19 protein-coding genes and 2 pseudogenes are annotated in these 24,444 nt (G+C 34.8%); 7 read left to right on the top strand and 14 right to left on the bottom strand.

The window, feature by feature from the left end:
* The first annotated feature begins 49 nt into the window (after positions 1-49).
* Positions 50-1,720, top strand: a complete 1,671-nt coding sequence (gene pafA / locus Q0874_RS09060; protein WP_299162099.1) for an alkaline phosphatase PafA — start codon at positions 50-52, stop codon at positions 1,718-1,720.
* 82 nt (positions 1,721-1,802) lie between these two features.
* On the opposite strand, the gene Q0874_RS09055 is transcribed toward pafA, so the two are convergent.
* On the bottom strand, positions 1,803-2,864 hold the full coding sequence (locus Q0874_RS09055; RefSeq protein WP_299162095.1) for a hypothetical protein: 1,062 nt from the start codon (positions 2,862-2,864) through the stop codon (positions 1,803-1,805).
* Between the two features lie 91 nt (positions 2,865-2,955).
* On the opposite strand from Q0874_RS09055, the gene Q0874_RS09050 reads away from it, so the two are divergent.
* The gene (locus Q0874_RS09050; RefSeq protein ID WP_299162092.1) at positions 2,956-3,648 is read left to right on the top strand and encodes a hypothetical protein; all 693 of its coding nucleotides are present in this window, start codon (positions 2,956-2,958) and stop codon (positions 3,646-3,648) included.
* A gap of 126 nt (positions 3,649-3,774) precedes the next feature.
* Here Q0874_RS09050 and Q0874_RS09045 read toward each other — a convergent pair whose 3' ends face one another.
* Together Q0874_RS09045 and Q0874_RS09040 are read right to left on the bottom strand one after the other, a co-directional pair.
* A complete protein-coding gene (locus Q0874_RS09045) occupies positions 3,775-4,518 on the bottom strand; it encodes an NIPSNAP family protein (RefSeq protein ID WP_299162089.1) in 744 nt (247 codons plus the stop codon).
* Between the two features lie 94 nt (positions 4,519-4,612).
* Positions 4,613-5,599 (bottom strand): NAD-dependent epimerase/dehydratase family protein, encoded by a 987-nt coding sequence (locus Q0874_RS09040; protein ID WP_299162086.1) that lies wholly within the window; start codon positions 5,597-5,599, stop codon positions 4,613-4,615.
* A 191-nt stretch (positions 5,600-5,790) separates the two neighbouring features.
* On the opposite strand from Q0874_RS09040, the gene Q0874_RS09035 reads away from it, so the two are divergent.
* Positions 5,791-7,524 (top strand): arylsulfatase, encoded by a 1,734-nt coding sequence (locus Q0874_RS09035; RefSeq protein ID WP_299162083.1) that lies wholly within the window; start codon positions 5,791-5,793, stop codon positions 7,522-7,524.
* A 71-nt stretch (positions 7,525-7,595) separates the two neighbouring features.
* Here Q0874_RS09035 and Q0874_RS09030 read toward each other — a convergent pair whose 3' ends face one another.
* Positions 7,596-9,155 carry an aryl-sulfate sulfotransferase gene (locus tag Q0874_RS09030; RefSeq protein ID WP_299162080.1) on the bottom strand — a complete coding sequence of 520 codons (1,560 nt, stop codon included), beginning with the start codon at positions 9,153-9,155 and terminating at the stop codon, positions 7,596-7,598.
* Positions 9,156-9,476: 321 nt separating this feature from the next.
* Here Q0874_RS09030 and Q0874_RS09025 point away from each other — a divergent pair, with 321 nt between their 5' ends.
* Positions 9,477-10,037: a hypothetical protein gene (locus Q0874_RS09025; RefSeq protein ID WP_299162076.1), complete on the top strand. Its 561-nt coding sequence runs from the start codon at positions 9,477-9,479 to the stop codon at positions 10,035-10,037.
* Between the two features lie 119 nt (positions 10,038-10,156).
* On the opposite strand, the gene Q0874_RS09020 is transcribed toward Q0874_RS09025, so the two are convergent.
* From Q0874_RS09020 to Q0874_RS09010, 3 genes are all read right to left on the bottom strand, one after another.
* On the bottom strand, positions 10,157-11,101 hold the full coding sequence (locus tag Q0874_RS09020; protein ID WP_299162073.1) for an alpha/beta hydrolase-fold protein: 945 nt from the start codon (positions 11,099-11,101) through the stop codon (positions 10,157-10,159).
* 355 nt (positions 11,102-11,456) lie between these two features.
* Entirely contained in the window at positions 11,457-12,404 is a 948-nt protein-coding gene (locus tag Q0874_RS09015; protein ID WP_299162070.1) for a hypothetical protein, read from the bottom strand.
* A gap of 180 nt (positions 12,405-12,584) precedes the next feature.
* Positions 12,585-14,183, bottom strand: a complete 1,599-nt coding sequence (locus tag Q0874_RS09010) for an amidase (protein WP_299162067.1) — start codon at positions 14,181-14,183, stop codon at positions 12,585-12,587.
* Between the two features lie 102 nt (positions 14,184-14,285).
* Between Q0874_RS09010 and Q0874_RS09005 the strand changes: the two are divergent.
* A pseudogene (locus Q0874_RS09005) lies at positions 14,286-14,474 on the top strand (ATP-binding protein); the annotation flags it as partial.
* A gap of 258 nt (positions 14,475-14,732) precedes the next feature.
* Here Q0874_RS09005 and Q0874_RS09000 read toward each other — a convergent pair.
* The gene (locus Q0874_RS09000; RefSeq protein WP_299162064.1) at positions 14,733-15,023 is read right to left on the bottom strand and encodes a lipopolysaccharide assembly LapA domain-containing protein; all 291 of its coding nucleotides are present in this window, start codon (positions 15,021-15,023) and stop codon (positions 14,733-14,735) included.
* A 235-nt stretch (positions 15,024-15,258) separates the two neighbouring features.
* Between Q0874_RS09000 and Q0874_RS08995 the strand changes: the two are divergent.
* Positions 15,259-15,362 (top strand): annotated as a pseudogene (locus tag Q0874_RS08995) (ATP-binding protein); the annotation flags it as partial.
* 316 nt (positions 15,363-15,678) lie between these two features.
* On the opposite strand, the gene Q0874_RS08990 reads toward Q0874_RS08995, so the two are convergent.
* The 5 genes from Q0874_RS08990 to Q0874_RS08970 form a co-directional block, all read right to left on the bottom strand.
* Positions 15,679-16,410, bottom strand: a complete 732-nt coding sequence (locus Q0874_RS08990) for a hypothetical protein (protein WP_299162061.1) — start codon at positions 16,408-16,410, stop codon at positions 15,679-15,681.
* Positions 16,411-16,651: 241 nt separating this feature from the next.
* Entirely contained in the window at positions 16,652-17,686 is a 1,035-nt protein-coding gene (locus Q0874_RS08985) for an AraC family transcriptional regulator (protein WP_299162059.1), read from the bottom strand.
* 254 nt (positions 17,687-17,940) lie between these two features.
* On the bottom strand, positions 17,941-18,735 hold the full coding sequence (locus Q0874_RS08980; RefSeq protein ID WP_299162057.1) for a cation transporter: 795 nt from the start codon (positions 18,733-18,735) through the stop codon (positions 17,941-17,943).
* 409 nt (positions 18,736-19,144) lie between these two features.
* Complete coding sequence (locus Q0874_RS08975; protein ID WP_299162055.1) at positions 19,145-20,692, bottom strand: hypothetical protein; 1,548 nt, start codon at positions 20,690-20,692, stop codon at positions 19,145-19,147.
* A gap of 360 nt (positions 20,693-21,052) precedes the next feature.
* Positions 21,053-21,808 (bottom strand): DUF6090 family protein, encoded by a 756-nt coding sequence (locus Q0874_RS08970; protein WP_299162053.1) that lies wholly within the window; start codon positions 21,806-21,808, stop codon positions 21,053-21,055.
* Positions 21,809-22,620: 812 nt separating this feature from the next.
* Here Q0874_RS08970 and Q0874_RS08965 point away from each other — a divergent pair.
* Complete coding sequence (locus Q0874_RS08965; protein WP_299162051.1) at positions 22,621-22,962, top strand: hypothetical protein; 342 nt, start codon at positions 22,621-22,623, stop codon at positions 22,960-22,962.
* Positions 22,963-23,271: 309 nt separating this feature from the next.
* Here the strand turns inward: Q0874_RS08965 and Q0874_RS08960 are convergent, their stop codons facing one another.
* Complete coding sequence (locus Q0874_RS08960; protein WP_299162049.1) at positions 23,272-24,309, bottom strand: DUF6090 family protein; 1,038 nt, start codon at positions 24,307-24,309, stop codon at positions 23,272-23,274.
* Positions 24,310-24,444 lie beyond the last annotated feature (135 nt).

Below are 24,444 nucleotides of genomic sequence, written 5' to 3'. Positions count from 1 at the left end.
CTGTACTTAGTTCAGGATTCAAACTTTAATCTAAAAAGAAAACCAAATTATGATTAGGATTATCGCTATTACCGCCCTGTTTTTTTTAAACGGATACATTACAAGAAGCCAAGCTGATAAACCGAAACTGGTTGTTGGTATCGTGGTAGATCAAATGAGATTTGATCATCTTTACAAGTATCAGGAGCGGTTTTCCAACGGCGGATTTAAACGAATAATGCGCGACGGATTTAACTATAAAAACACTCAGTATAACTATATTCCTACCGTTACTGCAGCCGGACATGCATCTATATATACAGGGACAACCCCATCTGCGCATGGAATCATCGGAAATACCTGGTATCAGCGGAGTTCAAAACAGGTCATTACAAATATTGGGGATAGTAACGAACTTATCGTTGGAACCACGGATGTTAACAGCTATGGTGCATCTCCAAGAAATCTTCTTACGACTACCATTACTGATCAGTTGAGAATGGGCACTAATTTTAGGGCTAAAGTAATAAGTGTTTCCCTAAAAGACCGCGGTGCTATTTTACCCGGAGGACATGCGGCTAATGCTGCATATTGGCATGACTGGAAATCGAGTCCCGGTTATTTCGTAAGCAGTTCTTATTATATGGATGAATTACCTAAATGGGTGACCAGTTTTAATAAATTGGAAAAATCAAATTCATATTTATCAGATTCCTGGTCAACTCTTTATCCAATAGAATCCTATACGGCTAGCGCTCCGGATGACAATAATTATGAGCGGGCTCTTGGCGGTAAAACAAGTGCAACTTTCCCATATGATTATAAGAGCATGAGGGAGCGCTACAGGGAAATAGGTGCTGAATTTCAATTAATTTGGGTTACCCCCACTGGAAATTCCTTGTTGACGGATTTTGCCATAGAAGCAATTAAGAGCGAAGGCTTGGGTACAGACGATATTACAGATTTTATTAATATAAGCTATTCAGTTCCTGACGTTATCGGACATACTTTTGGGCCGCAGTCCGTAGAGTTTGAAGATGTAATATTAAGATTGGACAGGGACATAGAAAATTTATTAAAATCACTTGATGCAACTGTTGGTACTGGAAATTATTTACTGTTCTTAACCTCTGATCACGGGTCTGTACCTGTAGCTTCCTACCTGGCAGATCATAAGCTACCTGCAGGGCTTGCTCATATAAATCAATATGAGACTGCTCTTCTGACTCATTTGAATTCAAAATATGGCACAAACCAATGGATTGAAAATTTCGATGGGGAGGCTGTATATCTAAACCGGGATGTAATAAAGCAAAAAAAATTATCTCTTAGAGCAGTACAGCAGGAGGCTGCAGATTTTCTGATGACTCTTGATGAAATTACCGGAGCACTTACTGCATCGGATCTGCAATCACAAAGTTATAGTTATGGTATGAAGCAAATGCTTCAAAATGGCTATCATTCGAAAAGATCAGGAGATGTCCTTTTAATATTTAAGCCAGGGTTTATTCAGAATTTGGACCCCAGAATAACCATGCAAAAAATTAAAGGTACTACACATGGTTCCGGGTATGCCTACGACACCCATGTTCCTATGTTATGGTTCGGAAATTCTATTCCTAAAGGTAAATCCGTAAGAAAAGTATCTGTAGTCGATATTGCACCCAGCATCGCACAGATTCTGAATATACCCTATCCTAGTGGAACAAGCGGGGAACCCTTAATAGAACTGTTTGAATGAAAAACCCTTCAGTGAATATGGAGATAAGGGATTTTTTATTTTAAAAAGTAATGGAGTATTGATGCAAACGGTAGATAGCGTTTTATTTTAGCCTTGCAACGTTTAATATCTCCTTTCTGTATGAGTTGTCATTTGCCAAAACATCAAAAAAGTCACTGATAAATCTTCTTGCCGTTGCAAATTCCTTTGGATCATCAAAGCTTGATTCTAGATCATTAACAACCGTCATAATTTTGCTTTTATTATTCAGGAATTCATTCCTTACGTTTTGGTATGTTGCCGGGTCGCGTTTAAAACCCCTATATAATCTTTGAGTGACATCAGTTATACTCAGTACTTCACCCTGAACCTGAGAGACAACTGCGTAGCTGGCATCAACCAATCCTGACATATCAAAATCATATGGTACCGGCATAATATTGTTATCTACAAACAAAAGTTTTTCATTATGCCGATAAGCCGAGGAATAATCGGTATTACCAATCATAAACTGAAAAAAATCATTTCTAACCGAACACAGATCATCCTGTTCAAGCGGATGTATAGACCTTGTAATTTGCTTACCATTGCATCTGTCTTTTACCTCATCAATATCTTCTATAAAAAATCCTTTTACGGTATAGGTTTTCACTTTCTGTCCTTTTTCATCCGTAAAATCAATATGCAACAATCTCGTTTTAAAATGATAAGGAGAGATAAGTTCATACAATTTATACGCCATATATTCCTTTACAACTTTATCATTATAGTCCTTCTGAAGCACACATGGAAGTACGAGTTTTAGTTTCTTATTTCCCTCAAACAAGGTTCCGGCGGAAACTGATTTTTTAATTTTCATTTTCACGGGCGGGAAATAGCAATTTTCCCTTCTGTAATTCCCCCTTGCTCTAATTTTTACTTCTAAAGTTTTCCAGGACTCATCGCTTGTCATATAGCCAATTTCACTATCAATATATGTGCTGTCATTGGTTTCTTTCCTTAAAACTTTATTAGAATAACTCAGCTTAACGGGTAAAGCATCATTTTTAAGAAAGAGCTCAGTGACCTGATTATCCTGCTCGCTTTTTGCTAATTCCTGCGAAAAAACAGGTCCAAAAAAATGAAGATATATGAAAAGGAAAAGAAATATGGCTTGCTTATTCACTAGATTGTAGTTAGATTTACTTTCATAAGTTAATAAATTTTAAGTTATTAGACGATATCTTTCCATATTAAATTACAGAACATTAATCGTATTGATTGTTTCAATAGTCGTTACGTTTCTGGCTTTTAGATTCAATTTAAACTTTTATGTTGATCTTACCATGTTAAGTATTGCCATAATATTTCCTCTGGTTTTTACTATACGTGGTTCGTTCAGGCGTCGGGAAAAGGCCCTGCAGCATTTGAGTAAATTCAGAAGTGCTCTAAAGACTGTTCACTATTTTGTAATGAGTAACCAGGAACTCTCTGCAGAAAGCAAAAAAGAAATGACCGATATTTTGCTTAACATTAGTGAGCAAACTATGGATCAACTAAAAAATAATGATGACAACACAAAAGATCTGGATGAAATCATTGACAAGGTGCTTACGTTTATCGTCGCCAACGATCAAACAGTTTCCAAAAATTTAAAAGACAGAACTTTTCGTTTTATGAAAGATCTGCATGAATCTATAGAAAACCTGCACGCTATTAACACTCACAGGACTCCAATAAGCTTAAAGGCCTATTGTCTCGTATTCATCTATATCTTCCCATTAATTTATGCTCCAACCATTATCTTTGATGTTGGCTTGGAAAACAATCAGGGAATTACCTATTTTATAGTTTTGCTTACTGAGTTTATACTTATTTCTCTTTACAACATCCAGGATCAGTTAGAATATCCGTTTGATGATATTGGCTTGGATGATATCAATCTTGAAACATTTAAACTTAACAGATAGTCCAAAACGGAGAAACTCTTTATCTAAGGAAAGGAAAGGCAACCACTTTACAATACTCCCGCCTAATATCCATTCTAAAAATATAATGGATATATACTTAAAGATTTAAGAACACTTCATTATATTTTACAATTGAGAATAGGACAAAGGTTTTAAAAAAACCCTGTATATATTTGAAACTGTATTAGCGTACTCCGGTAGTTTTGAAATTCGCTGCCATTCCTGATTAGGGCCAAATTTCGCCCAGTTTGCGTCGCGCTCTGCCATGTCTTTAAATGCAATTAAATAGGTGAGACAAGGCATTTGTGGCCCCGCGATTTTCTCTCCAAAAAATACGGAGTGCAGGCCTACCTCATCAAAAATGCTCAATTCACTTTCATTAAACATTTTTACTTTGCGCTGAAAAGCATCTTCATTATAGCTCTCATAGGTTCGTAATTCAAAAACCATGGAACCCTCTGATGGTTTTACTAATTTTGGTATACCATCGAATGCCGTAAACAATGACGTTACATATCGTTCTACAGGAAAAATTTCCTGAGAAGTTTTACTGTATGCTGCAGATGCCTGCAAAAAAACTGAATCATCCTTTAGATTATCAAGCACCTTTTGGTAGCTATTCAAATCATTATAAGCAATTAACAAATAGATCTTCTTTGGCAAAGCATCGCCAATTTCTTCAAATGCTCCAATATTTTTAATTCCATGTTTGTTTAAAGCAGGTATTAAAGCATTTTCAAAATAATCATGTAAAACCTTAACAGGTTTCCCAAATTTTAACTCATATTCCCGAAGTTCATAAACTTCCTTTTGGCTGAATCCAAAAGCACCTAAAAATAGTATAACTACAATTGTAAATTTTTTGATCATGATTAAATTTTTAGCACATATTAATTACATTGTTATAAATCTAATTCTTATTTCATAAATACCCGGATTAATTTATTGCAAATCCTCTTATATCCTACAGAATCTTTTTATAGGCCTTAAGTATATTTTCAATCCGTTTGTTTTCCTCCTGGTCTATAATCTTCTTTTCCGGGTTTTCATCCAGCCATTTTAGGGTCCTTTTTATACCTTCTGCAAAGGGGATTATAGCTTTAAAGCCGGGGACAAATGTTTTTATTTTGGTATTGTCAAAAATCACACTTTCGGCTTTATCAGCAAGTAAAGTGCCTGTATAAGAAGGTTCTATTTTACATATAAAATCTGAAGCAATATGCACTACTTTTGCTTTACAGCCCAGACTACTTGCCAGGATTTCATAGATCATGTTCCAACTTAATATTTCGTCAGAGGTAATATGGAAAGCATGGCCTGTAGCCTGTGATAATCCCAATAATCCTACAAAGCCCCTGGCAAAATCATCAGAATGTGTAACGGTCCACAATGAAGTTCCGTCCCCATGAATAATAATTTCCTTTCCTTTTAGAATTCTATCGGCGGCGGTATACTCTTTAAACCCACCAATAGCTATAGGGATAACAGTGTCATAAGTCAAAGAGGGCCTCACAATGGTAATCGGAAAACCTTCTTCCCTGTATGCTTTCATCAATCTATCCTCGCATTTAATTTTATCATTGGAGTAATCCCATAAATTATTACATAGAGGAGTAGACTCAGTAATGACAGGGTAACTCAATGGTGTCTGATAACATGATGCCGAACTTATAAAAATATATTGCTTGGTTTTCCCTTTGAATAAAGTAATATCCCGCTCAATATCTGCTGATGTAAAAGCTATCCAGTTAACCACAACATCCCAGCTATGAGCTTTCAGTTCTGTCAGACTAGATAGAATGTTGATGTCGCCTAAAATAGTTTTTACCCCTTCTATTTCTACCTTGTTTATCCCTCTGTTCAAGTGATACAGCTCTATCCCTTTTGAAATAGCCAATCTGCTAGACGCACTGCTAATATTTCCTGTACCCCCTATAAATAATACTTTCATATATTTTCCTAAAGAATTACAAAGTACTGAATTATCCAGAACAGTCAATACCTCAGGTTAATAATATTGTTTGAGAGATTTTTATAATAATTCTTCAAGTCAACAGAGGAAAGTATTATTCAATATTGCTAAATACCATCTAAATGATAAATCCTTACCTTAGATATTTAATAATGAAAGAGCCGCTTTAAATGATAAATCTCGATAGACGAACCAAACAAATTATACATCTTCAAATAAAATTTAAAACATGCTGTCACTTTACAAAGAGTAATTTTATTTCTAGACTTAACCATACAACTTCGATTCTTACCTTTTTATTTGTAATCATTGGATTTACAGGCTGTTCGGGTACCTCGGAGAAAACTTCAATAGATACACGACCCAATATTTTAATATTAGTGGCAGATGATCTGGGTTATGCAGATCTCGGTTGTTTTGGCGGAGACATTGCAACTCCCAATATTGATGGTTTGGCATCAAGGGGCATCCGGTTTAGCAGGTTTCATACAGCACCCATGTGTGCTCCCACTAGGGCAATGCTTTTAACAGGTAATGACAACCATATAGCAGGAGTAGGAAGACAGGCCCTAAGTACACAGGTTTTTGGCTACGAAGGATATCTGACCAGCCGTGTGGCCACCATTCCCGAATTACTTAAGGAAGATGGTTACCACACCTACATGGCCGGTAAATGGCATCTGGGTACTGACAGGGAGGCCAACCCGAACCAAAAAGGTTTCGAACATTCGTTTGTTCTGCTTGAAGGTGTTGGAAATCATTATAACAGCCAGGGATTATTTAAAGGTATCCCGGTTTCACATTACACAGAAGATGGAAAACCCACAAAATGGCCGGAAGGATCTTATTCTACAGATCTTTATACCGATAAACTCATTGGATATATTGATCAGCACAAAGATGATGAACGTCCATTTTTTGCCTATGCTGCATATACTTCACCGCATTGGCCACTGCAGGTTGATAAAGCTTATTGGAAAAAGTATGAAGGCCGGTATGATGAAGGTTATGATAAATTAAAGGAAGAAAGGTTTCTAAGTCTTAAAAAGGCGGGGATGATTCCTGAGGATGCGGTCTTACCTCCTACTCACCCTTCAGTAAGGCCCTGGAATTCTCTTTCGGCGAATGAGAAAAAAAGAGAATCGCGAAAAATGGAACTCTACTCAGGAATGGTGGATAATCTTGATGTAAATATTGGCCGTATCGTACAGCATTTAAAAGATATTGGGGAGTACGAAAATACCCTGATTATTTTTATGTCTGATAATGGGGCCGCAGGTGAGGATTATTATAATAATCCAGGGATCAGACCTTATATAAATCCATATTTTAATAATGACTATGAAACCATGGGAGAAGCAAATTCTTTGATTTCCTATGGTCCCCAATGGGCAGAAGCCGGTTCTTCACCCTTCAGGTATTACAAGGAATATGCCACTAACGGAGGTATTATAGCCTCCATGATTATAACCGGCCCCATGGTAGCGGAGCAAAATGTAATTGCAAACGACTTTCTAACGGTTATGGATATAGCTCCTACTCTGTATGACATGGCCAAAATAAGCTATCCTCAGAAATTTAACGGGAATTCACTATTCCCTTTGAAGGGAAAATCACTTTTGCCATTTATTTCAGGTAGAACAAAATCTATACACACAAAGGACTATGTTTTTGGTTTGGAGCACAGCGGAAATACAATGTTGAGGAAGGGGCAGTGGAAAATAACCAATTTCAGTGATCCATTCAGTTTATCGGAATTTGAACTCTATAATCTCGATGAAGATCTGGGTGAAATGCATGATTTAAAAAGCACCAATCCCCAAAAATACCAGGAAATGTATCAGGAATGGACCAATTTTGCGAGTGAAATTCAGGTGCAATTACCTGGCATTAATTACGATTAAACTAATAAATTACCATCGCCCCTTATTTCATACTTTCTATGTTAAGGAAACAAATTTCTTCTTATAATTAATTATGCCCCCTCTTTTTTGGGCTTTGGAGGAAGTTTGAATTCCTCAGGTTGCGGATCCAAAGGTTCTAATTTCTTTCCTTGTAATCCCGGATGGTCTGCAGGGATAAAATTTGATCTGAATTGCCAGTATGCCATAGGCATTGGTGAAACAGGCTCCCCATCAGAATGATGAATAGTCCCACGATAGGGATTCAAATATTCCCAAACAATTTCTCCTTCCGGGGTAACTTCAAAAAAACGACCTTTGGGCCCTTCATTGATAAAGGTATTTCCATTTTGCATGCGTTGTGCACCCGAAATAAAGCTTCCATAGAAGGAAAGTGTGTCCGGCGCTATATACTTCCAAACAGGTTCCTCCGGCCCAAATTGACCGTCTTCATTCCTTAGATAGTTACCTTTATTATCGGTGGGTAGTTCTAATTCGTATACTGCCGAATAATCCAGACTATCCGGACCCATTGGAATATCATTATTAAAGACTGTGAGATGTCCTGCACCCGGTAGGCCTTTCTCAATCCACCGTACATCGTGCTGACCGAACAATTTCTGATCTGTTGAATCTCCCGCGTTATAATTTTTAGGATTTCCCCAACGATATAAAAAATCACCGCCCTGACCCATTTTCCCTCCTGTATGGCCGGTAGCTTCTTCCGTAGTTGTACTATGGTCAATAATAAATATTTCATCCAAATTTGGGGAGCTAAAGGCAATTTGATCCAGTTCAGGATTGTAGTTAATGGCATTTAAATGATAAACATCAGCGCCCCTGTTTTCAACTGTTTGATTCCTCCATGCTCTTTTCATTTTATGCAATACCGCCATACTGTCATGGGAAATAAGGGCTGGTATTTCACCGTCTTTATTAAAGTCGAGAAGTTCAGGGTGTGCTGCAACATCCCCATAATTATCCTTGGTTTCATCATAATCCTGTATTAAATGGTCCCAGATATGCCATTCCCATACAATTTCACCCCCACTTCTACCCTGAGGTTTTATTTCAACTATTTTATCGGGCCAAAGCCCGGCTTTTGGAGTAAATTCGGGCTTTCTGCCAGCCTGTAAAACCTCTTCTTCCGACTTTGCTTCCCAGGCAATGGTGAGAAAATTTCCATTTGGCAATACAGCCATATCATGATGTGCATGATGTTCTTCATTGGCGTATTCAAAATCCCATAGTATTTTACCGTCCCAGCTAATTTTTTGTAGCCTGCCGGCATTACCTCCACCACCGAATACCGGAAAATCAGGATCTACCGAAAGCAGACTTAGGGAACCATCGTCATTTAAATAAAAACTATTTACCTCATAATTCCCTTTCCATTCATGAACTACTTTTCCCTCCCGGTTAACAAGGTAGGTAGAAGCAGAATTTGCCGGTCTGAATATCACATACCCAGGAGTAAGACCTTCTGTGGTTTTTGTTAAACCACGCGGTATATAAAGACCGAACATATTACGATCCTTTTTGTCGGGTTCGTCAGCTATTGGTTTTTTATCAGTACAATGGACAAGGATGGCCGCTAAAATAGCGGCAATTAGATATTTCTGAAATTTTTTCATGTTTGAATTATGGTTAATTGGCTGGAATTTTAAAAAATACAAAAGTGAATTTAGTAACTCTTAACGAATTATTCATAATGTTATCCTTCAAATTAATTCTAAAAATTCATTTTCTTTATTTCTGAAATAAAATTTATTATGCCTCCTCAAATTAATTCTCTTATACCGTTTCCATTATAAATAGCTAATTACTAAGTAATAAGATTAACCTTAATTGTTTATCTTACCTAAAAGAATATTAATATCCTTAAACCAATGAATATCCTAAGCAAACTTTCAGTTCTGATTCTACTAATTTCATGTTCCCAAAAAAAAGAACCTATGAAACATATATTTTATTTACATGGTATGATAATAGAAGTACAGGGAATTCATGCTGTAAGCCCTCAGTTCGGGGCATATGAATACACCACTATTATCGATTCCCTTAAAGCAACCGGCGCTAAAATTCATGCAGAAGTAAGAACTGAGAAGACCGATTTTAATGAATTTGGAAAGAAAATTTCTAAGGAAATAGACGATCTTATAGCAAAGGGGGTAGCACCTTCGGACATTACAGTAATTGGGGCATCCAAGGGAGGTATGATAGCCATGTATATTTCAGATTTGAATATAAATAAGGTGAATTATATACTGTTGGGCTCAAGCAGTGATTATACCCGAAAGAATTTTGACTGGAACCTGCACGGGAATATATTAGGGATTTATGAAAAATCAGATACCGTTGCCGGCAACAATTACCAATACTGGATAGATAAATCTACAAATGCCTCTAAATTTGAACAGCTTCAAATAAATACGGGACTTGGGCATGGGTTTTTGTACACCCCAAACAGTGCTTGGCTGAACCCGGCAAAGGAATGGATGACCCAAACCGATTGAACCAATGGCTGACCAAGACAAAAGTGCCTGATATAAATGTGATTGAAGTAAGCCAACCTAAAGAACTTAATTTTTCAAATCCTTGATAATTAGTTGCCATATGACGAAGAGCCAAACCCTCAATTTATCCATTTAACTGGTGAAAAAGAAGGTCTCCGTTTTTCTTCATTGCTATATATCCCAATTATTCCTTTCATAAATCCGGATGGGAAGACACCTTCATGTTGCTCTCCTTCAAGCACATCTAAATATAATTTCAAATTATCAATTCTTTTCATATTCAGTTCATTAACTAATACATACAAATCCGTAACCATCCCAAAACCTTCTTCATTTTCACCTACTGCAAAATAAACTCTCGTTTCTTTACTGAATAAACCCTTATCCAGAACAGAAACTTGTTTCATAACATATCTATCATGCCTGGCATTGTTCCAATCATCCCACCATAGTGACGGACTTATAATAATATAACGATTAAACAATTCCGGTTGGGTAAGTAACGAATGTATTGCCGCTAATCCACTTAGGGAATTTCCAATTAGCACCCTGTCAGAGTCACTTACATTGAAATGCTCTTCAATGAAAGGAATAAGCTCATCTTTAAGGACCTTTAAAAATGTATCGGTACCACCTGAACCAATATAATCCACCGGATTAGATGCGAGAAAATGAGTACTGTCGGGAGGAGTGAATTTGGTAGGTGTATAATCTCTAGTCCGATTTTCTACTTTTGGTATACCGTCTGCTTCATTGGTATAGCCTATACCAATGAAATAGGCAGCTGGAATATAGTTGAAGTATTCATAATTAGAGCTCATTGCAGCAGAAGGAACAAATAAACTTAAAGGATCAAGAAAATAAAATGCAGAAGCTTGCTCACCATTTTCAGGATCTCTAAGCGGTTCCCTAATATAAATCCTATAGTTTATGCCATTAGATGATATAGGCAAATCAAAAACATGTACTTTAAAGGGATATTCAAATGGTTTAGATTCAATTGTTTGGGCAAACAACTTAAACGAAAATGACCAAATGACTAAGACGAATGTTAATTTTTTCATGTCCATGATATTTAGTTTTCATATAAGGACGAGCGAAAACTTCGCATGTTGCAAGCTTACAATTGAGCATCACAAAGGGATATAATTATTGATGATATCCTACTTATATGAACTAAGATAATACAGCTAATATTATAAGTACAATCCACTTAAAAAAAGACCTCCACATTAGATAGGGTCACAGATATCTCTTTGGTTGATGATATTTAAGTATAACGGTCTCGTATAACCGTCAGTTACGGGTTTATATGCATTGATTTTCGGTTCGGAAAAGAAGTTAGCGATTCCGAGTGGATTCGGACATAATCGAATCCGCCGTAATTGCGGTTAGACATTGTTGGCAATAGTTTTTAATTTAATATACAGTGAAAGGTTTTATCATTTTTCTTTCAACTGCATTGGGAATTTCAGAGATTAGCACATAATTCCCTTTTTCAAGAGTTGCTTCAAAATAACCAGTTTCTCCTGCTGGTAAATCTTCAACTCCTCCCAAAAACAATAATCCCCCAGGTTCAGGTGAACGAAATGCTTTAAAATCAACTATGTTTAACCAATTATTCAAATCAGTTACTAAACTGTCATTTTCAATTTTAACCAAATTAACATCATGTCCCATTAAGTGTTCGTATTGTTTTTGGTCTTCAAATATTGCCTCAAATGTATAATTTCCTGATTTTATTGAGTCAATAAATGTTATTCCCTGTTCACTTGATATACCTATTTTAAAATCAGCTTTTGGGGGTTCATTTCCATTAGATTCATTACTTACTTTTAGCTCTTTAATCATGCCCATGAAAACATGTCCCAAACCGTTTGGCATCCTAACATAGCATTCCATAATGTATGTCCCAGGCTCAAGAAATATTGTCGACTTGGATGTTGTTTTTTTTGAGGTTAATCCAACTCCTCCAGCCAATTCTACTTTATAAAACCACTGCGGTATTTTTTCAAATTCCTTCATACCTGCTTCCATTTCTCCTTTTCCAAAATGCTCAAATGCTGAGATAAAAGGTGGGAATAAATCTTTTTTGTACGTGGTTAATCCCAAGGTGTCGGGCATTTTTTCTAATATAAAAAAGTGTGGTTCAAACGATTTGTTTATGTATTTAAATGTAGTCCAACCAGATTTAATTTCATCCACGGTTTGGAAATCCATTCCGTTTGTTATTACTTCTACATAGTTGTCCTTTTTTTCAACTTTGTTCTCTGAATCATTAGATTCCTTTTTCTCTTTGCATGAGGAAGAAGCTATTAATGCTAATACTGTAAAAATTAATATTGAGCTTTTGCGTTTAAATTTCATATTGTTAGATTTTAATCAAATTATTGCCAACGGTTGGGCTATGGTTTCGTTGTGGAATTTTCCGCAGGAAATATTCCACCGTAAGATCAGTCGTATTTTATAAAATTAATTTTGGAGTGGCACAAAACCACAATGAATTATAGCCATTGTTGTAGCTAGTTTTCATATTTGTAAAAATGGTCAAATTGCTGGATGCCGTTTATGCCATTCTGTGGCTTGTTCAAATTCATAACCCAATCTGCATAATATAGATTCACTAAATGGAGCTCCCATTAGTTGTAAACTAAGAGGATATCCTTCTTTCGATTTTCCACATTGAAATGTAATTGCAGGAGTTCCTGAAAGATTAGCAGGTATAGTAAAGTGCATATTAGCAGCTGCTACATAAGGATTAAAATTTTCCATATTTCCTCTTTGGATTTCATGAGTAATCCCTTCTGGTAAAGTTCCTGCTGGAGCCACTATAACATCAACATTCTTAAATGTTCTTAAAAATTCCTCCTTAAATTTTTCTTTAGCTAATTTGGCATCTTCGTAATCTTTTATAGATACAGATTTACCATAAGCAAGGAAATCACGAAAATAGGGACCATACAAATCTTCTTTTGATGGATAATTAATTTTATGAGCAACCACAGCCTCTGGTGTGCAGATATTAAACCAAATTCCACCCAGAGTATTTTTGTCCCAAGGAATTTTAAATCTTACAATTTCTGCTCCTAATTCCTCTAATTTATCAACTGCATTCAATATGCTGTCAACAATATCCTTATCAACACCATCGGCAATATAACTTTCATCCAATCCAATTCTGAGTCCATCTATTCCCTTTGCTAGTTCAGCACTTAAATTTGAAGCAGGTTTATTTATAGAGTTTGGATCTTTTTCGTCATAACCACTAATTACATCAAACATAATAGCAGCGTCTTTCACACATCGAGTAATTGGACCAACATGATCAAGAGAATCACTTAAAGGTAAAACACCATATTTACTAACTCTACCAAAAGTTGGTTTGAGTCCAACAACACCATTTGCCATTGAAGGAAAACGAATAGAGCCTCCAGTATCTGTGCCAAGTGAACCAAAACAAAGTCCAGCGGCAGTGGCTACACCTGAACCGCTTGAAGAAGCGCCAGCCCAATGTTGCTCTTCCCATGGGTTTATAGGAATTTCAAAGTCACTATGATATCCAGCCATAGCACCTTCAGTAAGATTTAATTTACCCAGAATTATAGCTCCAGCATTCTCTAATTTTTCAAAGACCGTTGCATTATATTCAGGAACAAAGTCCTTATAAAAAGAAAGACCTCCAGTTGTTGGAGCATTTTTTGTAAAGACTAAATCTTTTACTGCAATTGGAACACCATGTAAAGGACCAAGATAATCCCCTTTTAATAACTGCTCATCAGCCATTTTAGCTCTTTTTAATGAATATTCACTCATTATAGTAATATAACTATGTAATCTTTTGTCAATACTTTCTATACGATCTAACATTAATTGAGTCAATTCAACTGAGCTAATTGTTTTATATTTAATAAGATCAGCTACCTCATAGAGGTTTTTAAAATGAATATTTGCTAAATTGAAATTCTTATCTGAAGAAATGCAACCAAAAGGAAGTGTAAGCCCAACAATTCCTAGTCCAGTTAAGGAGCACATTTCTCTTCTGGAAATACTGTTTTTCGAATTATTCATTTGAAATTTAAGTTTTAAGGTTAGTTTTTTTGTTTTTATAAAATTAGCTACAACATTTGAATATAGTACATTATGCACTTTATCCCACTTATGTAAACTAAGATAGTTTATTTAGATCAAGCCCAAAGTTGGTTGGGGCTTATTGGTCATGTGGCACATCATTACATGTACACATTAGGGAGCGTCACAGATGTTGCCTTGGTCGGCGGCGTAGCCTATTCCCAAACAGGGGAAATATCACTTTCCCATAACGGAGTGTTGTTTGTGGATGAACTTCCTGAATTTAAGTGAGGTGTGTTCGAGGTAGTGAGGCAACCTTTGGAAAACAAGGATGTGACAATTTCAAAGGCACGCTTTACAGTGTCTTATTTCATCCATTGAAAATACCTTAGCGTCAGAAATTATGGGGAAGATGATACTATTTTAAAAATAGATAATGACTTCGTGAACTTGGGTTTAATGGATTTTTAGTATAACACGAGCTTGAAACTTGTGTCTGCAAAGAAGCCAGACTCGCACCAACTGGTGGCTATTCTCTTTCAAATTACGATAAACTTTATATGATCTATAACTTCTGATTTCACTTCTATTCAGGCAATTAAATATACCAAGGCTTTTGGCCGTATATTAACTATTTTCTACTTGCTTTTCAGAATACACGTCACCGGTTTCTTGTAATTCAGAAATGATTTTTTTGTCTTTTTTTAATGTAGATTTAAGAGCTATGATTATTGGTGTTAGAACAAAAATTGCAATTATTACACCAAAAGAGAATAAAGAAAATATTAATAAAGCTAATGATGTTTTAATGTTCCAAAATAATAGTGTAATACTTACTTCAGTGGTGTTTTGAAGTGTGAATATAACAACAAATATCAATGCGATTATTGTTAATCCTAAATTAGTTGTCTGTTTCATTTTTTATAGTTTACTTAAGTAGTTTCATTTTAGTTTTTTTAATTAAACGTACCCTACTAAAATTCATTTAAAAATACACCTTGTTTTAAAGTGAATAAATGATCTTCATCATATGTATTATTTAATCAATCTTATTAATGGAACTTTATATTGGTTAAAACAATTGGATATATTTATCAACTACATGTGCACATTAGTTAGCGTAACAAAAGGTGCTTTTACTGGCATGGTTACCTATCGCCAACCGTGAGAAATATCACTTTTCCATAACGGAGTGTTGTTTCAGGTTAAACTTCCTGGGTTTAAACAGGGTGTGCTCGAAGTTTTCGACAACCTTTTTAAGACAAGGAAGTGGCAAATTCAAGGGCATGCTTTATGGTGTCTTTTCCCAAGCATTGGAAATATCATAGTGTAAGAAATTATGAAGAAGATAATACTCTTTTAAAAAAGATTATGACTGTATGAACTTGGGTTTAATGGATTTTTAGTATGACACGAGCGTGACGCTCTCGCCAACGGGGGCAACGCTCACGCCAACAGTGGAAATGAGATAAAGAAGTTGTAAGTAAGAATTTTCAGAAGAAGATTTCTCTCATAGGTATAATGATGATCTTCCTACTTTGTATTAATGCTCTAACGAATTATTTTGTCTTTATTATAATTTTGTTAATTGATTTTTTATTCTAACCAATTTTTCATTTCTTTTTATCAATTTTATATTCGCCATTGCTAACATTTCAGTTTTAGATTCCGACTCTTCTTCCAATTCTTCAATTTCTTTCTTCAGTTCGGCTATTCTGGCAGAATCATCAACAATTTCTTCTGTCAAATCATTTGTTTCATCTGTTAATTTTTCTATGCGTTTTTCAGTGTCATTAACTCTACCTACATAATATATTGGCAAATAGTATTTTAAGAAACTATCCATTATTTCAGTAATGGCCTCATATTCATCAGGGTTATTTTTTTTGGTCAAATAGATGTCGTAACCATAGCGTACGAATACTTTCATTTCAGAACCATTTTCGTCTTCTGTGATAAGCGTGTAGAAATCCATTTCCTTAGAAGATATTTGTTTTACAGTTATTGCTTCTGCTGAACGAAGGTCATTGTTGCTTAAAAATCCTATTCCCTTCAATTTAAAATCGTAATTGTCTTTAAGATACTCTCTCCAGGCGTTTTTAAGAGTTTTGGGTTCGGGATCTAGATTTACCTGAATGCAGGGACGTTGAGCGTTATCATAATCAACTGTTGCTTCAATTGATTGAATAGACGATTGGTCTGATTGAATAGATGATTGGGAATTTATTTGTACGTAGGATTGCGCATTTAATTGCATTGCCCCAACTAACGCTGCTAAAAAAAAAGTTACTTTGAGTGTTTTCATTATATCCGTTTTATATTTCTATATTCTCTATCATAAAAAGTCAAAGGGAATTATATGCATTGACTCCCGCTTCATTTTCAAAGGTCTGGAACTATATGCTTAGAATAAATACGGAATAGAAGTTAAAATGCCCCGTTTGGGTTTATTTCAATGAATATTGCTGAAACGTTTTATAATAATTTTAGTGTTACGGTGTGAACCATTGAAAAAGAGAACTGTTACTTTTTTAAGGTAAGCAGTATTATAAGTCAAATGTTCTTACTTTTTTTATTTGCTTTAGATAATCTTTAGGTAACACACCATAGCGGGTTTTGAATTGCCTGGCGAAGTGACTTTGATTTTGATAACCTACAGTTTCTGATATCTCTTTAATACTTAGTTGGTCTTTTAATAACAATAATTGAGCTTTTTCCAGTTTTTTATAGCGTAACCAGGTTTTTATTGGGGTATCAAAAATGTTTTTAAAACCAATTTTAAGTTTTGTTTGATTGACACCTACTTTTTTAGACAATGATGCAATAGTTGGTGACTCATTTAAATTTTTAAGTAATATTTCTTTAGCCTTTAATATCTTTTCGATGTCTTCATTATTTAAAACTGTGCTCTTTGCAGAAGTGGTTGAGACACTGTTATTAAACAATTTTATTTGATTAGATAATAATTCTAATGTAATGCCCTCTAAATAAACACTCCTGGCCAGGTCAACATGGCTATTATTTAATACTGACAGTAGGTGTATAGAGCTGGCCATACTGTAGTTAGTTTGATAAAAAAAAGACTTTTCAGTAAGTGTATCTAAAAAAACCGATTTCATCTTCTCTGGCATTTTATTTGATTCCACATCAATCTTATGTTTAAAATCTTCCCTATTGATCATAATACACGAAAAAACTATTTTTTCCTTAGGTTGAAATATAAAAGCTTCTGAACTATCCATTTGATTACCTGAGATAGTGCTCTGTAATGGATTAAGCATGTAGTGATTATTTTCATAATTGCTAATATGCGTAATACTTCCTGTAGAGACGAAGTTAAAGAGTAATGGTGACAAAAGAGATTTGTCAAAGACTACAGTACATCTTCGTTTAAACATACAATCAAATAGTAAAAGACCTACTCCATCACTAAATTTAAAACCTAATATTCTGCCTTCACCATATTTTTTTGACAAAAAAAGTTCTTCTTCTACATATTTAGAATTTGTTGCGATGTTTAATGCTTTCCCTATTGTTTTAACAATCAAATTAGGGTTATATGTTATTAGATTTAATTCCAACTATTTTTCTATTTATGTCTTGATGACCTACAGCAATGGGACGTAGATATTATTAAACTCCCACTCATGGAAACTAAGATAGTTTATTTAGATTAAGCCCAAAGTTGGTTGGGGCTTATTAGTAATGTGGCACATCATTATATGCACACATTAGAGAGAGTCACAGATGTAGTAGTGCTTGGTCTTTCTTAATAAAGATGGAGTACGAGATAGGTGGCTATGAATAAAAGCCATTGTTGTAGCTAGTGTTCTTTTTATTTACTTAATTTCAATATTCTAAATGCTCCTTGAATTACCAAAGCAAAAACGATTGTTCCGATAATCAAATCGGGTTTTCCCGAGTTTAACCAATTCACTAAAAGTCCTGCTATTATAACTCCTAAATTGATAATCACGTCATTTGAAGTGAAAATCATACTAGCTTTTATATGTGCTTCTTTTTTGCTTTTTGACTGTTGCATCAAATACAAACAAATTCCGTTCGCTATTAAAGCAAAGATTGATACAATAATCATTGTAGTGAAATCTGGAAGTTTTTCATTTCCGAAAAATCGTCTTAAAATCTCTACAAATCCAATAATCGCAAGTGTGATTTGAAAATATCCTGCAAGTTTTGCTATTCGTTTCTTTTTGATTATGGTTCCACCAACTGCAAAAAGACTAATTCCATAAACAAAACTGTCTGCTAACATATCCAAACTGTCTGCTACAAGTCCCATAGATTTGGAAATCAAACCTGTTGTCATTTCGATAACAAAGAAAGCAAAGTTAATTCCTAGTACAGTCCAAAGTAATTTTCTTTGGTTTGTACTCTCTTTAAAATCGGTTTGCTCGGTTTGTACTGTAGAGATTTTATTACCTCCAAGATTCAATTCGTTTATCGACTTTTCAATTTGGTCGATTTGACCGCTATGGAAAACAGTCAATTTTCGGTTTGGAATATCAAAATCCAAATTCGCAATACTTGAAATTCCGTCTAGTTTCATTCGGATTAGATTTTCCTCGGAAGGACAGTCCATTTTGGTAATTTCGAATATTGTTTTTTCCATTCAGTTTCTTAGTTACCGCATTAGCTACGACAAAGGGATATAGTTACTGATGACATACCAGTTATTTAAACTAAGATAATACAACAAATATTATAAGCACTACGGATTTAAAAACAAGACCTCCACATTTGATAGAATCACAGATGTAGTAGTGGTTGGTCTTTCTTTACATAGGATGGAAAAGGAGATAGGCAGTAATTTCATTTAACCTTTGGGCGTAGGCTCTAGTTAAATCTTTTATTTTTAATTTTAATAAAATTAAGCCTCACTTGCCGTAGCCAAACCGCAGGGAGGCTATGGACATTTATGCTTATGATATACCCATCTCACACCACTAGTCTTTCCCTACATAACGCATGAAAGACAAACAATCCATGACTTTCTAAGTCAAATGCAATAAATGCGTATATCATTGATTAATCCAAAATTTTCTAAGAAGTTTTTGCTCATCCGTTAAGACCTCTACTTCTGTGATCTTTCCCGTTTCTTCTTCATATTTGAAACCTACTTTGTACAAGGTCTCCTGAAGAGGGAGAGGGGTTGTTCCTGAAATGTACTTCTCTACAAATACTTTAAGCTCAGGGAAGCCACTTACCTTGTAAATCTCTTCAAATAAATAATCATCCTTAAACGGTCTGTCTTTCCCATACTTCTTTAATAAGTCTGCAATTAAATTCTGAACCCCATATGTCCCATTACTCAGCTCACGTAATCTTATATCCAGACATAAGTTAATTAGTGCTCCTTTGAAATAGACATTCATGTAGTAATCGGGCATATCTATTACCTTCTTACTAAACTCAGTGAAAGGAATATCAGTAGAATACTTATTCATGTTAGAAACCTTTTGCTCTAAGACTTTGAGAAACTCATCCAATGATTCCATTTTTTCCATTATCCGCATGTGGATAGTGAAGTATTCCGTCATCCCCTCGTATAGCCACAAATGCTTAGAGAATTTCGGATTAGAGAAATCATACTCTGCAATTTCATAGGAATGTAGTCCCAATGGCTGTACAGTATGAAAAAACTCATGACTAGCCAAGTGAAAGACAGTTGACTTAAACGCTTCCATATCAAAAGGGGAATACATAAGAAGAACAGTCGATTGATTATGTTCTAAGCCATCGGAGAAATATTTCTCATCTTCGACATTTTCATTGTGATAGACGATAAAAGTGTATTTATCAGTAGCTAGGTTTCCTTCAAGGTATGCTGTCTGGTTTTTTAGTAAAGGCCCAATTGATATGGCTAAGGAGTCCGCTATTTTTTTTCCTGAACTTGAATAAGCTGCTATAAGAACAGAGATATTAGAAAGTTCGATTGATGTGGTATCGGGTTTTGAATACATCAAAGGATTATCCACTAAATACCTATAATTCTTAGCCTTAAATTCATCTTGGTTTTTGGAGATACTCCGTTTTTCCAAGCTACTTGCTCCATAAAAGTCTTCCCTTTTTAAAATTGTAATATGGTAAGGAACTTTCTCCAGTTTTTCGAAGTATCCAAATATACCGTTAGAATTTAAAATGAAGATATCTTCATTAAAATAGTTCTCCGCAGACCTATAGGGTCTAAGATCTTCGAAATTAAAGTTGTCCCAACCCTGTGATACATTGTATTCTAACTTAGCAAGACTCTTTGCATTAAATAACTGCCAACAATTGGTATTAAACTTCTTTACCTCTAGTCGTTCTCCTTCACTCGTAAATGCCTTAAAATCATGAACAAACTTCCCGAAATTTGTATCATCATAAATGCCAGGAATAATTTTAGGTAAACAGAAGCAGGCTGTATCAGGTAATTCCCCTGAAAACTGTAGTTCAACTGGTATACGCCCATCCTTTACCTTGGTTAGGTCTGTAATATATCGATACTCTTGCTTATCAGCTTCATTAGTATTACTACAACTAAGGATAAGGAGCAGAAGTATGGAGAAGTAAACTGTTTTTTTCATATTTATAAAGTATCTTTTTGTTCGTAACCAATTGGCTTATAACTGCATAAATTTACCGTAAGACATAACGTAGGGATATAGATTATGATCTATATATCTTTTATATGTGAAACTAAGATAAGAGATTATTTATTTAAGCTAAGTTAAGGAACCATAGTAAACACGGTGAGTTTAGAAACATTAGCGAAATTTTGTTCGGATAATATGCATTAACTATCCTTTATATCGCAAATAGACCATACACCAAGTTTGGAATTCTGCAGGAACTTCCAAAGTAAGCGAGAACAATCAACCTGTCCGCCTCTGGCGGATTACTTATAGCCATTGTTGTGCCTTCGTTATTTTTTAAATATTTAATAACTAACTTTTCAAGTGTTCGAGTTCGTCTCGAATGAGAGACAATAGTTCGTGGATTGCCTCTTGACAATTTCGAAGAGAATCAAGAGCATTACCAGACGTACTAAGAATACTACTAAATTCTCTTATTAGTTTGGGATAAAAGGTTTCGAATTTCTTTATATTGAATACGCTTGCAGGCTGTATGTTATTACGGTCATAAAAAATTTGAAGATCTCCTTTAATGATTGGCTTGAGATGAAATTCCGACTTCTCATCAATGCTTGCGTCTACATGCAGATAACGTTTGTATATTCTGTCATATAGCTCTAACAATTTGGATTTTATCTCTTCAGATTGAAGAAGTGCTTGAAAACCGCTGTTTGACATTTGATTATATGCGCTATATCTTGGAAAAAAACTGGCGCCGATTTTGCCTGTACTTTTAAGGGAGTCCTCGAGCTGTTGAACTGTATAGTTTTCAATAAGTTCTTGATATGAATTGCTGATGAAAAATTTTTGAGCTTCCATTCCAGCACTTATTAATCCACTAAATTTTACTACATCTGTAGAATCTGCGGACAAACTTACCAATAGATTTTCATAGAGTTTGATTTCTTGAACTCGCTCTTTTCTCGATTCATTCCAATTATTAACCTGAAGAGCCAATAAAATACCAATCATGACTAATGCAATCTCGCCAATAGCATAAAGCAGATATTTACTAAATTTGTTTTCAGCCAGCAGTCTTTGACGGATTTTACGGAAGAAGTTAATCATGTGTAGTATTGGTTGATGGTTACCTTAACAAGGTACTGAAATATTTTATTCCACTAATTTGTAAACTATTGACTTACCAAGTAAGTAATACTATATCATAAATTGTTAGTTGCCGTATAGTGCTTTTGACATCTGTGGGAAGTGCTGTGAAATGGTCAGTTATTCGAACGAAATAAAGTAAAAGCCCCATGTCCCACAAAATCTTAGTTTTGAAGGCCTTTCCAAAACAATGACATGATAATGATTTTTTTACTAGCATTTTTACCCGGTAGCATTGTCCGCACCATAACATAACAGATGTAGATTTAGTTGGTGGTGGTGACCATCTAAGTTAGGCCATTCATTATAGATTCCTTAATAGGGATGGGTGGTTGGAACAAGGCTCGAGCTTGACGTTCGCGCTAGCGGGAAAATGTATTTTACAAATTGTCAGAGAAATACTTTTGTATTGTTCGTTAAACATGTCACGTACTTCGATAACAAGTTACTAAGTACTAAAAATTAGTTGTTGTAATGTTTTTTAGTCTAGGATGACTTGGTTGTTGGGGTTAATTTTTTTTCTTTAGACTTGGTTAATGGTTTAACATATTTATGCTTAAAAAAAGTGAAAGGAACTCCTTTTTCAAGAATCATCTACCAAAAACCTTAGTATTGCAATGGGAATATTATAAATCATCAACCAATATGACCGTAATCATTGTTTGTACTATTTCTGTGCGATATTTTACACTATAGTGACATCATGATTGATAACATCATGTTATATATGAAGAAATTTTTTAATTAAATAAATTTATAAAGTTGTCCAAACTATGAAAGGTCAAAATCAAGAAGTCAAAACGCATGAAAAACATGGAGTAGCCCGCACTATAGAGGCAGTAGGTTGGGGATTATTTTTTATTTGGGTGGGTATTGCATTTACCATCGGTGTTGGAAAAGCAATCGGATTGCTTGTTATTGGCATCATCACGCTAGGTGGACAGGTCGCCCGTAGATTCTATGGCCTGAAACTGGAAGGGTTTTGGGTAATTGTGGGCAGTTGTTTTATCGTGGGCGGATTGTGGGAATTTTTCACACCGGAATTTGCCTTAGTTCCCATTTTACTTATAATAGCCGGTTTGGCATTGATTTATTCGGTTTCGAAGAAGCGATAGAAGAAGAATAAATAAGTCGAAAGAGAAGAAAGGTTGTGTTACCTCACTTGTGATTCAAAATAAACCAAGGCCCTCCCTAAGGATAATAAAAAAATGTCGTTTTTTTGTCTGCTCGGCAGTTTAATAATACTTAAATAGAAGACCACCACATTGTAGAGAGTAACAGATGTAGTAGTGCTTGGTCTTTCTTAATAAAGATGGTGTAGGAGATAGGAGGCTATGAATAAAAGGCGTTGTTAGCATTTTGTCATTTTAATCTAATTAGACAAGCTTGAAAGTATGCAATAATACATTTCTAATATCATCAACTTATTCTTCTTTGATATAGGTCGTATACCCTAAACCAGGTCTTCTCATCGAAAGGTTACCCTCACTTGGGGTGTTAAAACTTATGTACACCTGAGAGCCAATTGGAATAAAAATATATCCTTTATGATGTTCTAATTTATAATCAATATCATCTTCTTTAAAAGTCAAATGCAATTCCTTTCCTTCATTGCTTATTTTTATTTCTTTAATCCCAACTGCTAAGCTACTATCCATTATTTTATATGTTCCCACTATAGTATTTAATATTGTTTGGGTCATTGGTTCTAAATCTAATGTTTTGGGAATTGAATCTGTACTTTCAATAAGTTCTTGAATTTTACCATACGTTTCAACAGCTTTAAATCGAAATATTTGACTATATAAAGCAATATTTCCTCTATCATTCATGTAATTGTGAACCATATTCTTATAGCGAGAATCATAGAGATAATAATTAAATGCTGCCTCCGTCACAATGCCCCTTTGCTTTAATAAAAAAAAACCGTGTTGATTAGATCCATCATCAACATTTTTTAATACAGTTTCCGTTATTCGTGAATTAGATATGTCTATACTATTTTTTATCCTCACATAAAGATTCTTTAAATCCTTAAGTATAGGTTGATACTTTTCAGGAACGTTGTCAATGTTCCTCGCTAAGTTATCGTAACCACTGGTATTAATGACGAAATTGACAGAGTTATATCCTAGCCTATGTCCTATTTTGGGGCCACTTGGATAGTCGTTTCGTGTGGATTTATTATTTAATATTGAGTCTTCAATTATACAATCTCTCATAAAGAGATTAAAGACTTGTTTAGAACTCTCAACATCAATCACTAAATCTTGTTGAATTTCTTTTAAAATACTCGTGATTTTAGCATCATTGATTTGTTGTTGGTTCCAATTATTAATCTGCAGAGCAATTAATATCCCTATAACAACCAATACAATTTCCCCAATAGCATAAAGCAGATATTTACTGAATTTGTTTTCAGCCAGCAGTCTTTGACGGATTTTACGGAAGAAGTTAATCATGTGTAGTATTGGTTGATGGTTACCTTAACAAGGTACTGAAATATTTTAATCCAATTATTTGTATTCTATTGGGCTTACTAAGTAAGTTAATACTATATCATAAATTATTAGTTACTGTTTAGTACTATCATCATC

It is taken from the genome of uncultured Eudoraea sp. (assembly GCF_947490415.1).
In the GTDB taxonomy this organism is placed as follows: domain Bacteria; phylum Bacteroidota; class Bacteroidia; order Flavobacteriales; family Flavobacteriaceae; genus Eudoraea.
Note: the sequence above shows the minus strand (reverse complement) of the source record. Positions and strands in the feature narration are given on the sequence as shown.

Excerpts from the sequence above, each read along its gene's own strand:
- pafA (WP_299162099.1), top strand. The coding sequence starts at position 50 with ATGATTAGGATTATCGCTATTACCGCCCTGTTTTTTTTAAACGGATAC.
- Q0874_RS09045 (WP_299162089.1), bottom strand. The coding sequence starts at position 4,518 with ATGATCAAAAAATTTACAATTGTAGTTATACTATTTTTAGGTGCTTTT.
- Q0874_RS09040 (WP_299162086.1), bottom strand. The coding sequence starts at position 5,599 with ATGAAAGTATTATTTATAGGGGGTACAGGAAATATTAGCAGTGCGTCT.
- Q0874_RS09035 (WP_299162083.1), top strand. The coding sequence starts at position 5,791 with ATGATAAATCTCGATAGACGAACCAAACAAATTATACATCTTCAAATA.
- Q0874_RS09030 (WP_299162080.1), bottom strand. The coding sequence starts at position 9,155 with ATGAAAAAATTTCAGAAATATCTAATTGCCGCTATTTTAGCGGCCATC.
- Q0874_RS09025 (WP_299162076.1), top strand. The coding sequence starts at position 9,477 with ATGAAACATATATTTTATTTACATGGTATGATAATAGAAGTACAGGGA.
- Q0874_RS09020 (WP_299162073.1), bottom strand. The coding sequence starts at position 11,101 with ATGAAAAAATTAACATTCGTCTTAGTCATTTGGTCATTTTCGTTTAAG.
- Q0874_RS09015 (WP_299162070.1), bottom strand. The coding sequence starts at position 12,404 with ATGAAATTTAAACGCAAAAGCTCAATATTAATTTTTACAGTATTAGCA.
- Q0874_RS09000 (WP_299162064.1), bottom strand. The coding sequence starts at position 15,023 with ATGAAACAGACAACTAATTTAGGATTAACAATAATCGCATTGATATTT.
- Q0874_RS08990 (WP_299162061.1), bottom strand. The coding sequence starts at position 16,410 with ATGAAAACACTCAAAGTAACTTTTTTTTTAGCAGCGTTAGTTGGGGCA.
- Q0874_RS08980 (WP_299162057.1), bottom strand. The coding sequence starts at position 18,735 with ATGGAAAAAACAATATTCGAAATTACCAAAATGGACTGTCCTTCCGAG.
- Q0874_RS08975 (WP_299162055.1), bottom strand. The coding sequence starts at position 20,692 with ATGAAAAAAACAGTTTACTTCTCCATACTTCTGCTCCTTATCCTTAGT.
- Q0874_RS08970 (WP_299162053.1), bottom strand. The coding sequence starts at position 21,808 with ATGATTAACTTCTTCCGTAAAATCCGTCAAAGACTGCTGGCTGAAAAC.
- Q0874_RS08965 (WP_299162051.1), top strand. The coding sequence starts at position 22,621 with ATGAAAGGTCAAAATCAAGAAGTCAAAACGCATGAAAAACATGGAGTA.
- Q0874_RS08960 (WP_299162049.1), bottom strand. The coding sequence starts at position 24,309 with ATGATTAACTTCTTCCGTAAAATCCGTCAAAGACTGCTGGCTGAAAAC.